The sequence below is a fragment of the Paenibacillus sp. V4I9 genome, assembly GCF_030817295.1.
GTDB lineage: Bacteria > Bacillota > Bacilli > Paenibacillales > NBRC-103111 > Paenibacillus_E.
The window spans coordinates 4,378,310-4,393,468 of sequence record NZ_JAUSZE010000001.1; the positions used below are offsets into that span (position 1 = coordinate 4,378,310).

A 15,159-nucleotide genomic window follows, 5' to 3' on the forward strand; every position below is an offset into this window, starting at 1 on the left:
TATAAGCTTCATAGATTATTCCTATAGGATGATTCGAATTTGAAAAAAGGTGGTTAGTATCTTGCATAAGCAATTATCACATTTTGAAAAGGATGTGCTACTATGCTTTGGACCATTTTTGTTGTTATTCTCGTCTTGTGGGCTTTAGGAATAGGGTTTGATATCGGAGGGAATTTAATCCATCTTCTGCTCGTTTTAGCCGTCATATCTTTGGTATTCAATTTGGTTACAGGTAGAAGAGGTAATTAACATTACTTTACAGATGAACCTATATATTAATTCAAAAAGCAGTTTGTGGAATTTGTCGAATTTGTCCGCAGACTGCTTTTGCTTGTACCTCAGATGATTGCTCATCGATGTGAGAGTCCTCGATCGAGGTTTTCTCATATCAAACCTTAAAATCTGGTATATTATCTGTATGCTTTATAGGCTGTATCAATAATACAAGCTAAGATTATTACATATCAGGAGATGAAATCTACGATGGAACTACGTCAACTTCAATATGCGATTCAAATCGCGATCGAACGCAATTTCTCTCGCGCCGCGGAGAAACTTCATATTGCACAGCCTTCCCTAAGCCAGCAGCTATCCAAGCTAGAGAAAGAAATCGGCGTCCTTCTTTTCCAGCGCAGCACCAATTCAGTTGAGCTTACTCATGCTGGGTCCCTTTTTGTTGAAAAATCCCAAAAAATCCTCGACATGGTCGAGCAGCTGAAGAAAGAAATGGAAGACATTTCACAAATGAAAAAGGGTCGCCTTGTCGTAGGCAGTATGCCAATTACGGGTTCAACGATCCTGCCTTTCGTTGTTCCTGTCTTTCAAGCGGCATATCCGGATATTGAAATTACACTCGTTGAAGAGACATCCTCTAACTTAGAAACACTTACGATGAATGGACAAACCGACATCTCGCTGCTCTCATTACCATTACGAGAGGATTCTCTCGTTTATGAGACTTTACTGGAGGAAGAAATCGTCCTCGCGGTACCTCCACTGCATCGATTAGCAGCAAGTAAAGAACCTATTCGAATCGAACAATTAGAGAAGGAAGCTTTCATCGCTTTGAAAAAAGGGCAGGGATTTCGCAAGCTAACACTTGAACTATGCCAAAAAGCTGGCATTACCCCTAATATTGTCTTCGAATCCAGCAATATGGAAACGGTTCAGTCCCTCGTCGCTGCAGGCATGGGAATCGGTTTCGTCCCTTATTTAATTTCAAAAAGAAGCTTCAGTGAATTATCACCCATTCACCTCACCCTTGAAGGCAGACCTACTCGCACACTCGTTATTGCCTATCGTAAAGGCAGATACATTTCTAAAGCTGCCGAAGCTTTCGTTTCCACAATGAAAGAGGTTATGCGAACAATCGGTTAGCACAAGGAGGTTTAACCTGCAATGAACAAAACTCAACGGTTAATTCAGTTGATGATGGCAGTAAACGAACGTATGCAATTCACCACGAAAGAGATGGCCGATGAATTCGGCGTCTCGGAACGTACGATGCACCGCGATTTACAAGAGTTGAGCGAGCTGGGGATGCCGCTATATACCGAATTTGGACCACATGGGGGATATCGCTTATTAAAGAAGCGGATGCTCCCTCCGATTCTATTCTCCGAACAAGAGGCTGTTGCGATGTTCTTCGCCTTTCAGTCGCTCCAGTATTATGGAGCGCTCCCTTTTGCTGCGGAATCGACTTCGGCTCTGAATAAGTTCTATCACTATCTCCCCACAGATACGAAGGTGAGAATCGATGCACTTAAGGATCGAGTATCCTTCTGGACGCCTACGCGAACGCAAGGTTCCCCTTTCTTGGAGCAGCTTTTGGACGCTTCTATTGATGAAACGCCTTTACGCATAACCTACGCGTCCAAAGATGAGACCACAGAGAGAGTCGTGCAGCCAATTGGCATTTACGCGTCCAATGGTTTTTGGTATTTTCCCTCCTATTGCTTTCGAAAAGAAGGATTCCTTTTATTTCGCGTAGATCGCATACGCAGCTTAGAACGAGCCGAATCCGCACTTCCAAGCAAAAGCTTCAAACACTACACAATTGGTGATTGGCTGTTAGCAGGGCAAGAGCGTGAGGCAGGCCAAATGACAATGAAGCTCCGGGTGAAGCTGACTCCAGTTGGTGTTAGAACCTATGAACGTAACAATGGACTGGACGGTAGCGTGGAACTTTATGAAGATGGCAGTGGCCTATTAGTGACAGACATGCATCGAAGTAATTTATCGTACTTTTCGAAGTATTTTCTCAGTTTGGGTGCCGACGCCCTAGTTGAAGAGCCCTTAGAAATGGCGAATTGGATTCGGGAGCAAATTCGTGCTATGCAGCATGCATACGGCAATGAGTTGACTTGAAGAGCGGATTCAATTTAACCGTTGCAATGGTAGGCACCTTGAATTTTGATGCAAAAAGTGCATATATTTCCCACGATTTCGGCGTATTCAAGAGAATACATGTAAAAAAGTACATCTAAATGAACGGATATATGGAAGTTTCCTCGAAAACGGACATATTAGATGCACAAAATACATCAGTTCTGCTCAAATAGATTAATTAAGAATGATTTGTGTACTTTTTACATCAATTATCTTGATACTCTACTCAACCTACTTACTTAATCATCCTCTCCTTGAGTCGAGCGATACATCTCTTCATTACTATAAATACTATGACAAGAATTGTCATGGATTCGATGTAACATTAAAACTGAGCATACAAAGTTAATGATGCTGCTAGTTGTTTATGGCGAAAAAAGCTATGTTCATGCTTACGATGCCAGTTTTTCTGGCAAAAAACTCTTAGGAGGCAAAACAATGACTTTACAAAACCTGCAAGGACGGGTTGCCTTGGTTACCGGTTCCAGTCGAGGCGGCGGCCGCGGCATTGCCCTAGCACTTGGGGAGGCTGGGGCCACTGTCTATGTGACAGGACGCAGTACGAGAGCGAAGTCCACGAGAACAGATCTCACGGGTACGATTGAAGATACCGCTGAAGCCGTTACGCAGCGCGGTGGATTAGGAATCGCCGTTCGTTGTGACCATACCATCGACGCTGATGTCAAAGCTTTGTACGAACGTATTAAACAAGAACAAGGAACGCTCGATATTTTGGTTAATAATGCCTGGGGCGGTTACGAAGACTATGATGATGTCGATTTCTCCGTTCCCTTTTGGGAGCAGCCGATGTCGCGTTGGGACAAAATGTTCGAGGCAGGACTGCGTGCTCAGATAGTTTCAAGCCGGTATGCGATGTCTACCTTTTTTCTCGAACAAAATCGTGGTCTTCTGATTAATACAGGCGTCAACTCTGATATTGGCGGCGACTACCCTATCAATGTTTTCTATGACACAGTGAAAAGAGCGGTTGCGAATATGACACGCGCTATGTCTCAAAATCTAAAAGCAAACCATATCGATGTAACCGCTCTTACTTTAGCACCTGGCTGGATGCGTACGGAAGCCGTTTATAAGCATTATGGCTTAGAACCAGGTGATCCGGATTTCATGAAAGTCGAAGCACTTCATACGACGGAATCTGTGGAATATATCGGCCGTGCAGTTGTCGCGTTGGCATCCGATCCTCAAGTAAGTCAAAAGGCAGGTCAACTTCTCGAGGTAGGTGCCCTAGCGGATCAGTATGGCTTCACGGATATCGATGGCAGACAGTTGCCGCCGTTCCGGGTTTAGGTCATTCAAATTCGATTACTTCATAAACCATTTTTGAATAAAATTCGGCGGTTGGATGCGGCAGTTGTGAAAAGCTGCAATTTTCCAATCGCCTTTTTCTTTGACAATCACATTTGTATTGATGGAATCTCTGTTCTTTGGCGCTTTTTTCTGCCAACTGAGTTTAATAGCACCAACACAATGAGCAACAGCCATATCGGGAGATAGAAATCGGATCTGGATTGAACCGCCATCCACCATTGATGAACCTCTTAACACACCATCAAACAGCTTCTGATGAATTTCCGCTATGTCTTGTCGCCCCTTTATATGCTGTCCGTTGAAGGTCACATAGTCAGCATCTACTGTAAAACATTGGCCGAACGCTTGCCCGTTATGCTCATTCCAAGCTTTGCCAAGCACCTCGAAAATAGCGAGTATCGCTTTCGTGTCTTGTTCTTTAACATCCACCATATCAGCCTCATCCTCTCTTAAGCGTTATTTTCGCGGTTACTGAAACTTTTGCATACGGAGGGAACGTCATTCCGTTATTTTTTTCGTTTTACCCGATTAAGCACTTTCGCGGGACATCAATCCATTATTTCTTTCGTTTTACCGGATTATGGCGCTTTCGCGGAACGTCGATTCGCTATTTGTTTCGTTTTGCCCGATTGCGGCACCATTGCGGAACTCATTCCGCTACTCCTTAAAAACCGAAGTATTTTAACCACTCATCACTCCACAATTTCAATTTTGACATAATTACCTTTTCAATAAATCGCACTGGAGTAGGAAATAATCCCAGTCCACAGACCGGTTACATACCAAATTGATTAATTTCACAGATCCCACTAACCCTTTGACCACTGAACGCATACGATATATAAATAAAACTTATCCATTCCCCAATAATAAATGATAAAAAGATAGCATTAACCCAGGAGGCGGAAACCATGACATTATTAAGAGCAATTGAGCAGACATTCTGTAAATTGCAAGAACCCTCACTAGAACAACTTAAAGAAGCCCTACAATCCTTAGACAACTCACTTCATGAGGTGCCTGTTTATAAAACAGAGCCTAAACAACTACCCTATGGTCGGAATGTCGTTTATAGCACGAAAGATCTCGAAGTTATTGTGATTCACATACCTGCTTCGGAGGCAACGGCGATTCATAACCATGGCTCGTCCATCGGCTCCGCTTGTTTAATTGAGGGAACGTTAGTCAATACCAAGTACCGTCTGGACTCCGAAGGTTATCCCGTCGCCCACACAGATGACTATATTGGGTCAGGTGAATATTTTGAAGCTCCTTGCGAGCAAATTCATCAGTTAAGCAACCCTTTCCACGAGCCTGCTGTTTCCATCCATGTATATAGCCCGCCTCTCAAGGGCGTAACACGCTACGTACCTTACAGCGAAATCTTGGATTATGTCATCTAAAAAAAGCCCCCTGTAATCACGTCCATCGACGTTCTCACAGGGGGCATGGTATTAAAATTGAAGTGAATTCTCAATGAATGCTTTTAATTCGGAAATTGGGATCCGTTTTTGTTCCATTGTATCACGGTCACGCACCGTTACTTGACCATCTGTTTCGGACTCAAAGTCGTATGTGATACAGAACGGTGTACCAATTTCATCGTGACGGCGGTATCTTTTACCAATAGAACCTGTATCATCATAATCCACCATAAAATGCTTCGCTAGATCAGCAAATACAGCCTGCGCGCCTTCATTCAACTTTTTGGAAAGTGGGAATATAGCGGCTTTAATCGGCGCCAGTGCAGGATGGAAGTGCAGAACCGTACGACTGTCGTCACCTTCCAGCTTTTGCTCTTCGAAAGCATCGATTAAAAGCGCTAACGTAACGCGGTCTGCGCCAAGAGAAGGCTCGATGCAGTAAGGAATGTATCGTTCATTTGTTTCTGGATCAATGTAGTTGAAGTCCGCACCAGAGTGCTCCATATGCTGCTTCAAGTCAAAATCCGTACGATCCGCGATACCCCATAGCTCGCCCCAGCCAAACGGAAATTTGTACTCGATATCCGTCGTCGCATTGCTGTAATGGGACAACTCATCGTCGTTGTGATCACGAAGGCGAAGGTTATCCGCTTTGGCACCTAGAGACAACAGCCAGTTATGGCAGAAGCTTCTCCAGTACTCGAACCACTTCATGTCCTCGCCGGGCTTACAGAAAAACTCAAGCTCCATTTGTTCGAATTCACGTGTACGGAATGTAAAGTTACCTGGCGTGATTTCGTTACGGAAGCTTTTGCCGATTTGGCCGATACCGAATGGCAGCTTTTTGCGCATCGTGCGTTGAACGTTTTTGAAGTTAACGAAAATACCTTGTGCTGTTTCCGGACGTAAGTAAACCACGTTAGAGCTAGCTTCCGTTACACCTTGGAATGTTTTGAACATCAGGTTGAACTGACGGATATCCGTAAATTCCTTGCTGCCGCAATCTGGACACACAATGTTGTGCTCTACGATAAGCTTCATCATATCGTCAAAAGTCATGCCATCAACGATGATTTCGATATCTTTCTCAGCCAGTTTATTTTCAATCAATTTATCAGCACGGTGACGAGCTTTACAGCTTTTGCAATCGATCATCGGATCGTTGAAATTTCCAACGTGACCGGATGCTACCCATGCTTGCGGGTTCATCAAAATAGCCGCGTCAAGACCCACGTTATACGGGGATTCTTGAATAAATTTTTTCCACCAAGCACGCTTGATATTGTTTTTCAGCTCGACGCCAAGCGGGCCGTAATCCCATGTGTTAGCCAAACCGCCATACACTTCTGAACCTGGGAATACAAAACCTCTGTGCTTCGCTAATGCTACAACTTGATCCATAGTAACGCTCATTGTTCGTTCGCTCCTTCAGCTTCTCGTTTATAGGTCAATGACCTTTGACGACCATTTGGATATGAGCAGACGCAAAAAAAGCTCAACATCCAAAGGCATCAAATAATGCCTAGGGACGAGAGCCTTACGCACCCGCGGTTCCACCCTAGTTGATACACCCATAGAGCAGTATATCCCCTTTATCGTATTGGCTCCGGATAGCCTTTTCCTTGAGCTTCAATCTGGGCTTTCACCGTCCCCAGCTCGCTGAACTTGAAGTTGTTCAAGTACTATTCATCCTTCACAGCCACAATTGATCATTCAATTGGCTTTAGTTTACAGAAAAACCGACAAAAAATCAAATAGGTGCAGGTACATTTTTATTTAATCTAATACAAATGTGGACGACGGTCTTCAAAGACCGGAATTTTAGCGCGAACACGCACAACTTCCGTCAAGTCGATGGTAGCATGCAAAATCGCTTCACTCTCATCGCCTTCCACCAGTACTTCGCCCCAAGGATCAATAACCATCGAGTGCCCAAAGAAATTCGTTGTTCCACTAGTCCCAACGCGATTACAGGAAACGACATACATCTGATTTTCAATGGCTCTGGCCATGAGCAGTGTACGCCAGTGGTGCAAACGTGGGTGCGGCCATTCCGCAGGTACGAATAAAATCCGTGCCCCATCCAGCGCTAATTTGCGCGCAAGCTCAGGGAAACGAATGTCATAGCAGATCATCGCGCCAGCCGGAACGCCTTCAAGCTCAAATCGGCCAAGCTGATCGCCGCTATGCAGAAACTTTTCCTCGTCCATAAGACGGAACAAGTGGATTTTGGAATACTCGGCTGTTTCCGCGCCTTCGCGATCAAAGGCGTAAATCGTGTTCAGAACACGATCGTCTCTTTTATCAGCAATTGATCCGCCGATGATATTGACACGATGGGTCCGGGCAAAATCACTTAGAAAGGCTTTCGTCCTAATACCGTTAGGATCAGCCAACTGCTGAATCTCGGTTAAGGCGTAACCTGTATTCCACATCTCGGGAAATACGATCACATCAGGCTTTTGATCTCCACTAACCGCTTGATGCAGAAGCTTCTCCAATTGAGCAAAGTTCGTATCGGGTTCACCGATCTGAATATCCATTTGAATTAGTGCAATGTGTAGTAATTGTGATTCGGACATACTAGGATGACTCCTTTCGGGCAGCAGATTACCAATATCTCTCTATAGTAGTCTAATATATATTTGAACTCAATGGAACTCATGAAGGTTTAAATGCTTTGGACTGTCCTCTTGCTATACTTAAAGTCTCCCAATGATGATTCGCCCAATGTTTACTGAGCAGAACGATTTGCCCTACATGGTAGCCATAATGAGAAACTTGCCGCTGAATGGCTTGAAGCACAGAATGCCCTTCGCCTCTAATTTGGATAGTCCTAAGAACATCATTCGGAGTGAGTGCGTGCAGTGTATCAAACAGTACCTTCCAGCCTTCCTCCCAAAAGGAGATTAGCTGTTCACGCGTGTATTGGCTGCTTTCAAATTCACCGTCACGCTGCCGTGTTTCCTTTTCCCCATCCGTTGTTAAGAAATCAGTCCACCGTGACAGCATGTTCCCGTGCATGTGCTTAATCAACAATTCTAACGAATTCGACTCCTCATCTAACGTTAGATAAAAATGAGCATCTTCCGTTTGATCGAAAGCTTTATCCGCCAGCTTCTTCATATTTTCAAATGCAAGTATGGATTCCTGCAAAAAAACTTGCGCCACTAACTTGTTGTCCGACATGGTCTTCATCACCTTTCCTTAACTAATGAACTAACTTTATGATATTGACCGCTCGATGTAAAATCGATTATTTTCATCACTATGAAAAAAAGTTTAATCATGTTACATTAAGGTTATTAATTAAAATCCCGACCTCCGGAGTGTGAATTAAATCGTGACAAAAACATCCCCAACAACAAGCCCATTTACGATTCAGCCTGCTGAACGTATGAATGGACTTCCAACTCAATTTTTTGCATCACTCGTACGCAAAGCCAATGAGCAAATTGCTGCGGGTCATGACGTCATTAATCTCGGCCAAGGGAATCCTGACCGCCCTACGCCTCCGCATATCGTATCATCCATACAGGAAGCAGCTGCTAACCCGTTGTATCATAAATATCCGCCCTTCAGCGGATTTCCATTTCTGAAACAAGCTATTACTCAGCGGTATAAGGAAGATCACAACGTAGATCTTGATCCTGAAACGGAAGTAGCGATTCTTTTTGGCGGTAAAACAGGACTGATCGAAATAGCGCAATGTTTGCTTAATCCAGGCGATGTATGTCTCGTTCCTGATCCTGGCTACCCGGATTATTGGTCAGGGGTTGCTCTCGCCGGAGCCGAAATGGCTTTCATGCCCCTGCGGGAAGAAAACAACTTTCTTCCTGACTACTCACAGCTCAAAGAATCCGATTTGAACCGCGCGAAACTGATGTTCATTAATTATCCGAACAACCCAACAGGTGCTACGGCTTCCGCTTCCTTTTATGAAGAAACGGTCGAATTCGCGCACAAGCATGGTGTTGTCGTCGCAAGTGATTTCGCTTATGGTGCGATAGGCTTCGACGGCCAGAAACCGGTCAGCTTCCTACAGACACCGGGTGCCAAAGAAGTGGGTATCGAGTTCTATACGCTCTCCAAAACATACAACATGGCTGGCTGGCGCGTAGGCTTTGCCTTAGGGAACAGAGAAGTTATCCGCCTTATTAACTTGATGCAGGATCATTACTACTGCTCGCTGTTCGGCGGTATCCAAGTGGCAGCCGCAACTGCTCTCACAGCCTCGCAAGATTGTGTTACGGAGCTGCGTGATGTTTACGAGAGCCGCCGCAATGCCCTTTATACTGCTCTTGCCAGTATCGGCTGGCATGCACGCCCTTCGCAGGGGTCTTTCTTCTCTTGGCTGCCCGTTCCAAAAGGACACTCCTCACAGAGTCTTGCCGATTTGCTTCTGCAAGAAGCAAAAGTTGTCGTCGCACCAGGCGTTGGCTTCGGAACGCACGGGGAAGGCTATGTAAGGCTTGGACTCTTATCCACAGAGGAAAGATTAGAAGAAGCTGTACAGCGAATCGGCAAACTGAATCTATTTGTTTAAACGGATAAAAAAGAAGCTCGTCATGGGCTCAACACTTGCTCGCCTATGCAGTCTAGGCTTCTGCTTCTTTACAAACGCTTGTACAGCGTGCTATTCTAGATAGAACCAAAAAAGGAAGTCCTCAAAAACTTCTATATCGCAACGTAATGATGGGAATAGTAGGAACCGTTAAGCACGTAAACAGAGAGTAAGCTCCATAGACTGAGAGAGCTTGCCGTGAACCGACTCCGAACCCGCCCCTGAACAGTCAACGATGAGTTGAACAGTGCCCTGCTGTTATTTAGGGAATCTAGAGTTGGGTGCAGCCGCCATCGGTGTGCGCCAATCTAAGGTGGTACCGCGGAAGCTACAGACTTTCGTCCTTATGTTATGAGGACGGGAGTCTTTTTTGTATCTACATACATGTAAATCAAAGGATGGGATCGATATGACTCAGCGAATCGTCGTCAAAATCGGCAGCAGCTCTTTAACTTCAGATACCGGGGGCCTCAATCCGGATAAAATACGTTTTTTCGCGTCGGAGCTGGCGCAATTGAAGCAGGATGGTCATCAAGTCCTGCTGGTTACCTCCGGCGCAGTTGCCGCAGGCTTCACCTCCCTTGGTTACCGCACACGGCCCAAGGTGCTGCACGAGAAGCAGGCCGCAGCCGCTGTCGGCCAAGCGCTTCTCATGCAGGCGTACCACGAAGCATTTGCGTACCACGGCATCAGCGTGGCGCAAATTTTGCTCACAAGGTACGACTTCTCTAACCGCAAGCGCGTGCAGAACGCTCTGATGACGGTCGACGAGCTGCTGCAGCGGGGCGTCGTACCGATCATTAACGAGAATGATACCGTCGCGGTGGATGAACTGAAATTCGGCGACAATGATACGTTGTCGGCCTTGGTAGGCAATTTGGTCAAAGCGAACAAATTGATCATTATTACGGACATGGACGGCCTGTACACGGACGATCCCCGCAAAAATGCGAACGCGCAGCGTATCGATCGCGTGGACGCTATCAGCGATGAGCTGTTCAGCTTCGCTGGAGGCTCTGGCAGCGCGGTCGGCACCGGCGGCATGCGCTCGAAGGTCGAGGCCGCCCGCATCGCGATGCGCGGGGGCGTGCCGGTGTTCATCGGGCGCGTACTCGAGCCCGGTGATTTGCCGCATGCCGTGGATGGCTGCGGCAAGGGCACGTACTTCGACACGGCGCTGAACAACCTGCCGGTGAAGAAACAATGGGTCGGCTTCCACTCGCTGCCCCAAGGGCAAATCATCGTTGATCAAGGCGCCAAAGCGGCCCTGCTCAGCGGTGGCAAGAGCTTGCTTCCTGCAGGCATCACAGGCGCGGCAGGTGACTTCCACCCCGGTGACGTCGTCGAGGTGCTCAGTACCGAAGGCGCACTGCTAGGACGCGGCGTCGTCAACTACGCGGCTTGGCAAGTGCAAGCCGCCGCAGGGCTATCGACCGATGAGGTCCAGAAACGTGTGGAAGTTGCCCGAATTGAAGTCATTCACCGAGATGAATGGGTTCCTTTAACCTAATGAAGAAAGCGAGGCTCTCCCAACTATGAGACAACAACGATTGCTTAACCCAACTCTACGTGACGTTCCGGGAGATGCAGAAGCCGCTAGCCATAGACTGATGCTGCGTGCGGGATTAATACGACAGCTCTCCAGTGGTATCTACTCCTATTTACCCTTAGGTCTTAAAGCCCTGCAAAACATACAACAAATTGTCCGAGAGGAAATGGATGCAGCCGGTGCACAGGAAATGCTAATGCCAGCTCTTCACCCTTCCGAATTATGGAAAGCCTCTGGCAGATGGGATGTCTATGGCCCAGAGTTGATGCGTCTGGAAGATCGGAACGGCCGAGAGTTTGCACTAGGAGCTACCCATGAGGAAGTCATCACGACGATCGTGAAGGACGAGATTCATTCCTATAAGAAGCTGCCTGTCACGCTATATCAGATTCAAACGAAATATCGCGATGAACGTAGACCTCGGTTCGGTCTGCTCCGCGGACGAGAGTTCCTCATGAAGGATGCCTATTCCTTCGACCGTACGGAAAGCGGACTAGATGCAAGTTATCAGAGTATGTATAACGCTTATGATAACATTTTCACACGATGCGGATTGCAGTTCCGAGCGGTTGAAGCCGATTCCGGCGCTATCGGCGGGACAGATACCCATGAATTCATGGCCCTGGCTGATGTAGGTGAGGATATAATCGTCCACTGCACCTCCTGCCAGTATGCAGCGAATATTGAAAAAGCAATCGGAACGCTACCAGAACAACAGAAATCCAAGCGAGTGGATAACATTTTACCAACTTCGCAACCAGTGAAAGTTCACACGCCGCAAGTGACAAGCATCAAACAGCTTAGTCAATTTCTACAAATAGATGCCAATCAAATCATTAAATCTGTTGCCTTACAAGCAGATGGAGCACCCCTTATTGTCCTCCTGCGAGGCGATTATGAATTAAATGAGATCAAGCTGAAGCAAGCTATTGGGGCTGTTGAGGTCTCCATGCTTTCCGAAGTAGACATAGAGAAGCTAGGATCCATTGCCGGTTTTATCGGTCCCATTGGACTCCAGAATGTGAGAATCATCGCTGATTCCTCTATCAGGGGCTTGAAGGATGCTGTCGTAGGAGCCAATGAGTCCGATTATCATTTGGTTCATGTGGAGGTCGAACGCGATTTAGGAACGATATCTTATCATGACGTACGCAATGTCGCCCAAGGTGAGTTATGTTCCCATTGTGGGCACGAGCTCTCTTTTGCGAAAGGGATTGAACTTGGCCACGTATTTAAGCTCGGCACCAAATACAGCAGTTCCCTTGGCGCAACGTTCAGCGACGAGAATGGGGTCTCCGAGCCCATCATTATGGGCTGCTATGGCATTGGTGTCTCACGTGTGCTAGCTGCCATTATCGAGCAAAACTATGATGAACGAGGCATTATATGGCCTGAATCCATTACACCATTTTCCATTCATCTTCTGACCGTTCATGTTCAGGATGAAGCTCAAATAAAATTATCCGAAGAGATTTATACAACGTTAGTTAGGGCAGGCTACTCCGTCCTATGGGACGATCGGGATGAACGTCCTGGCGTTAAGTTCAATGATTCGGATCTACTCGGCTTCCCTTTGCGAATAACAGTCGGCAAGAAAGCAAGTGAGCGAGTAGTAGAATGTAAGGAGCGCAGAACCGGCAGTCAATATGAACGATCTGTCGAGCATATACTTACGCATTGCCATTCTTTATTCCAAACAGGAGGTCGATCTTCCCATGAGTGAAGTCGTTCAAAAATCTAAATTAGCCAAACAAGCTGCCCAGACCATGGGTAATCTCACAACTGAACAAAAGAATGCGGCACTACTTCTTATGGCAGATAGCCTTGTAACGGAGCAGCAAGCGATTATCGAAGCGAACGCCAAAGATTTGCAGCGAGGCAAAGAATTAGGCACAAGCGCTTCCCTGCTCGACCGTTTAGCTCTAAATGAATCCCGCATCGCAGCGATCGCTGAAGGTCTGCGCCAAATAGCCGAGCTCCCAGATCCTGTTGGGGATACATTGGAAGCCTTTGAACGTCCAAACGGGCTGCGCATTCGTAAAATCCGTGTGCCCCTTGGTGTAGTCGGCATTATTTATGAAGCAAGACCTAATGTGACCGTTGATGCTGCAGGTTTGTGTCTAAAGACAGGCAACGCAGTCGTTCTGCGTGGCGGTTCTTCCGCTTTATTTTCCAATGAGAAAATCGTTGAAGTTCTGCACGGTGCATTAGGCCGTTCTGCCATCCCCGCTGATGCACTTCAACTGATTCTAAGCGCAGACCGCAGTTCTGTGGATGAAATGCTGAAATTAAATGGACTCATCGATGTGCTTATTCCAAGAGGCGGGCATTCACTTATTCAAAATGTTGTCAATAACGCCTCTGTTCCTGTCATTGAAACAGGTGCGGGTGTATGTCATACTTTTATAGATGAAAGTGCACAGCTCGATATGGCCGTTCGCATCGGGATCAACGCTAAAGCTCAGCGTCCTTCTGTTTGCAATAGCATGGAAACACTACTTGTGCATGAGTCTATTGCAGAAAAGCATTTAAGTGCCATAGCAGAGGCCTTCAAAGGTGCTCATGTTGCGCTCAAAGGTAACGAACGAGCTCGTGAGTTAGTACCTAGTATGCAAGTTGCCGAAATCGAAGATTGGAAAACCGAGTATGGGGACTACATTCTTAACATCAAAGTTGTGAAGGATCTCGATGAAGCCCTTGCTCACATTCGTGAATACGGCACCATGCACTCTGAATGTATCGTGACGGAAAATGCAGCCAATGCCGAAAGATTCTTACAGGAAGTAGATGCAGCGGCTGTTTATCACAATGCTTCGACTCGCTTCACCGATGGTTTTGAATTCGGCTTCGGAGCGGAAATCGGCATCTCCACCCAAAAGCTTCACGCTCGCGGACCGATGGGTCTGCCATCGCTAACTTCAACCAAATACCGCGTTTATGGAAGCGGACAAATACGCGAATAACCATTTAAAATTCAAGGAGGAATGTACGATGTCCACTACTTTATCCCAAACCAAAATTGCTTTTGTCGGCGCTGGTTCGATGGCGGAAGCGATCATTCGCGGACTCATTGAAACCAAAGTCGCTGATCCCCAAAATATATATGTAATGAATCGTTCGGATCAAGACAGGTTAGCTTTCCTACGTTCGGAATACGGTCTGCAGGCAACATCTGACCCGTTAACGAAGGAAACCTTTCTACGTGAAGCTAATGTCGTCGTACTCTGCATGAAGCCTAAAGATGTAGAGAATGCCTTCGCCGAGCTGCAGCCGCTATTGAACGAACAACAGCTTCTCGTTTCGGTCATTGCTGGGCTCTCTATCGCGAAAACAGAAGCTCTGCTTCAAACCAATATGCCGATTGTTCGCACAATGCCGAACACGTCCAGCACAATTGGTCTAGGAGCTACAGGGATGAGCTTCTCCTCCAAGGTCAATGCTACATTCAAGCAAGTGGCTACGCAAATGTTTGAAGCTGTTGGTATTGTAACGATTGTGGAGGAAGAGAAATTAGAAATTCTGACAGGCGTATCCGGCAGCGGTCCTGCTTATGTCTACTATTTCATGGAAGCCATGATCAAAGCTGGCATTGATGGTGGCCTTTCCGCAGAAGATGCACACCAATTAACACTTCAAACAGTGCTCGGAGCCGCGCATATGGTTCAGCTTACGCAAGAAAATCCTGCTGAGCTTCGTCGCAAAGTTACATCGCCAAATGGGGCAACGCAAGCTTCTATTGAAGCGTTGGATCGCTTTCAGTTTAGCGAAGCTATCTCACAAGCGGTATTTCGTTCTGCAGAGCGAGCCAAAGAAATGGGCGAACAAATTGCTGCGCCAAGTCCCGTAGCGAAATCCTCTTAATATCATGAGGTCTAATTCTATTTAAAGCAGGTGAATGTTTA

Annotated in this window: 14 protein-coding genes; 10 read left to right on the forward strand and 4 right to left on the reverse strand. The window is 46.4% G+C overall.

Annotation, left to right across the window (positions count from 1 at the left end; translation table 11 throughout):
- Positions 1-102 precede the first annotated feature (102 nt).
- The 4 genes from QFZ81_RS20530 to QFZ81_RS20545 all read left to right on the forward strand — a co-directional run bounded on the left by QFZ81_RS20530 (position 103) and on the right by QFZ81_RS20545 (position 3,699).
- Positions 103-249 (forward strand): lmo0937 family membrane protein, encoded by a 147-nt coding sequence (locus QFZ81_RS20530; RefSeq protein WP_156397095.1) that lies wholly within the window; start codon positions 103-105, stop codon positions 247-249.
- A 234-nt stretch (positions 250-483) separates the two neighbouring features.
- Positions 484-1,377 (forward strand): LysR family transcriptional regulator, encoded by an 894-nt coding sequence (locus tag QFZ81_RS20535; protein ID WP_047674339.1) that lies wholly within the window; start codon positions 484-486, stop codon positions 1,375-1,377.
- A gap of 21 nt (positions 1,378-1,398) precedes the next feature.
- Entirely contained in the window at positions 1,399-2,367 is a 969-nt protein-coding gene (locus QFZ81_RS20540) for a helix-turn-helix transcriptional regulator (RefSeq protein WP_307604516.1), read from the forward strand.
- Positions 2,368-2,826: 459 nt separating this feature from the next.
- Entirely contained in the window at positions 2,827-3,699 is an 873-nt protein-coding gene (locus QFZ81_RS20545; RefSeq protein ID WP_307604517.1) for an SDR family NAD(P)-dependent oxidoreductase, read from the forward strand.
- Positions 3,700-3,714: 15 nt separating this feature from the next.
- On the opposite strand, the gene QFZ81_RS20550 is transcribed toward QFZ81_RS20545, so the two are convergent.
- Positions 3,715-4,152 (reverse strand): SgcJ/EcaC family oxidoreductase, encoded by a 438-nt coding sequence (locus QFZ81_RS20550; protein WP_307441871.1) that lies wholly within the window; start codon positions 4,150-4,152, stop codon positions 3,715-3,717.
- A gap of 479 nt (positions 4,153-4,631) precedes the next feature.
- Here QFZ81_RS20550 and QFZ81_RS20555 point away from each other — a divergent pair, with 479 nt between their 5' ends.
- The gene (locus QFZ81_RS20555; protein WP_307441869.1) at positions 4,632-5,123 is read left to right on the forward strand and encodes a cysteine dioxygenase; all 492 of its coding nucleotides are present in this window, start codon (positions 4,632-4,634) and stop codon (positions 5,121-5,123) included.
- Positions 5,124-5,174: 51 nt separating this feature from the next.
- Here QFZ81_RS20555 and QFZ81_RS20560 read toward each other — a convergent pair whose 3' ends face one another.
- The 3 genes from QFZ81_RS20560 to QFZ81_RS20570 all read right to left on the reverse strand — a co-directional run bounded on the left by QFZ81_RS20560 (position 5,175) and on the right by QFZ81_RS20570 (position 8,333).
- Positions 5,175-6,557: a glycine--tRNA ligase gene (locus tag QFZ81_RS20560; RefSeq protein WP_307441867.1), complete on the reverse strand. Its 1,383-nt coding sequence runs from the start codon at positions 6,555-6,557 to the stop codon at positions 5,175-5,177.
- Between the two features lie 368 nt (positions 6,558-6,925).
- Positions 6,926-7,726 (reverse strand): carbon-nitrogen family hydrolase, encoded by an 801-nt coding sequence (locus QFZ81_RS20565; protein WP_307441865.1) that lies wholly within the window; start codon positions 7,724-7,726, stop codon positions 6,926-6,928.
- A 79-nt stretch (positions 7,727-7,805) separates the two neighbouring features.
- Positions 7,806-8,333: a DUF1572 family protein gene (locus QFZ81_RS20570; protein ID WP_307441863.1), complete on the reverse strand. Its 528-nt coding sequence runs from the start codon at positions 8,331-8,333 to the stop codon at positions 7,806-7,808.
- Positions 8,334-8,487: 154 nt separating this feature from the next.
- On the opposite strand from QFZ81_RS20570, the gene QFZ81_RS20575 reads away from it, so the two are divergent.
- From QFZ81_RS20575 to proC, 5 genes are all read left to right on the forward strand, one after another.
- A complete protein-coding gene (locus tag QFZ81_RS20575) occupies positions 8,488-9,690 on the forward strand; it encodes a pyridoxal phosphate-dependent aminotransferase (protein ID WP_307604519.1) in 1,203 nt (400 codons plus the stop codon).
- Positions 9,691-10,117: 427 nt separating this feature from the next.
- Positions 10,118-11,218 carry a glutamate 5-kinase gene (gene proB / locus QFZ81_RS20580; RefSeq protein WP_307604521.1) on the forward strand — a complete coding sequence of 367 codons (1,101 nt, stop codon included), beginning with the start codon at positions 10,118-10,120 and terminating at the stop codon, positions 11,216-11,218.
- Positions 11,219-11,243: 25 nt separating this feature from the next.
- Positions 11,244-12,980: a proline--tRNA ligase gene (locus QFZ81_RS20585; protein ID WP_307604523.1), complete on the forward strand. Its 1,737-nt coding sequence runs from the start codon at positions 11,244-11,246 to the stop codon at positions 12,978-12,980.
- A complete protein-coding gene (locus tag QFZ81_RS20590) occupies positions 12,973-14,220 on the forward strand; it encodes a glutamate-5-semialdehyde dehydrogenase (protein WP_307604525.1) in 1,248 nt (415 codons plus the stop codon). Before QFZ81_RS20585 ends, QFZ81_RS20590 begins: the two co-directional genes overlap by 8 nt.
- Before the next feature lie 28 nt (positions 14,221-14,248).
- Positions 14,249-15,118, forward strand: coding sequence for a pyrroline-5-carboxylate reductase (gene proC / locus QFZ81_RS20595; protein WP_307441855.1), 870 nt, complete (start codon positions 14,249-14,251; stop codon positions 15,116-15,118).
- Positions 15,119-15,159: the final 41 nt, after the last annotated feature.

Coding starts and splice junctions, on each gene's coding strand:
- QFZ81_RS20530 (WP_156397095.1), top strand. CDS start 103: ATGCTTTGGACCATTTTTGTTGTTATTCTCGTCTTGTGGGCTTTAGGA.
- QFZ81_RS20535 (WP_047674339.1), top strand. CDS start 484: ATGGAACTACGTCAACTTCAATATGCGATTCAAATCGCGATCGAACGC.
- QFZ81_RS20540 (WP_307604516.1), top strand. CDS start 1,399: ATGAACAAAACTCAACGGTTAATTCAGTTGATGATGGCAGTAAACGAA.
- QFZ81_RS20545 (WP_307604517.1), top strand. CDS start 2,827: ATGACTTTACAAAACCTGCAAGGACGGGTTGCCTTGGTTACCGGTTCC.
- QFZ81_RS20550 (WP_307441871.1), bottom strand. CDS start 4,152: ATGGTGGATGTTAAAGAACAAGACACGAAAGCGATACTCGCTATTTTC.
- QFZ81_RS20555 (WP_307441869.1), top strand. CDS start 4,632: ATGACATTATTAAGAGCAATTGAGCAGACATTCTGTAAATTGCAAGAA.
- QFZ81_RS20560 (WP_307441867.1), bottom strand. CDS start 6,557: ATGAGCGTTACTATGGATCAAGTTGTAGCATTAGCGAAGCACAGAGGT.
- QFZ81_RS20565 (WP_307441865.1), bottom strand. CDS start 7,726: ATGTCCGAATCACAATTACTACACATTGCACTAATTCAAATGGATATT.
- QFZ81_RS20570 (WP_307441863.1), bottom strand. CDS start 8,333: ATGTCGGACAACAAGTTAGTGGCGCAAGTTTTTTTGCAGGAATCCATA.
- proB (WP_307604521.1), top strand. CDS start 10,118: ATGACTCAGCGAATCGTCGTCAAAATCGGCAGCAGCTCTTTAACTTCA.
- QFZ81_RS20585 (WP_307604523.1), top strand. CDS start 11,244: ATGAGACAACAACGATTGCTTAACCCAACTCTACGTGACGTTCCGGGA.
- QFZ81_RS20590 (WP_307604525.1), top strand. CDS start 12,973: ATGAGTGAAGTCGTTCAAAAATCTAAATTAGCCAAACAAGCTGCCCAG.
- proC (WP_307441855.1), top strand. CDS start 14,249: ATGTCCACTACTTTATCCCAAACCAAAATTGCTTTTGTCGGCGCTGGT.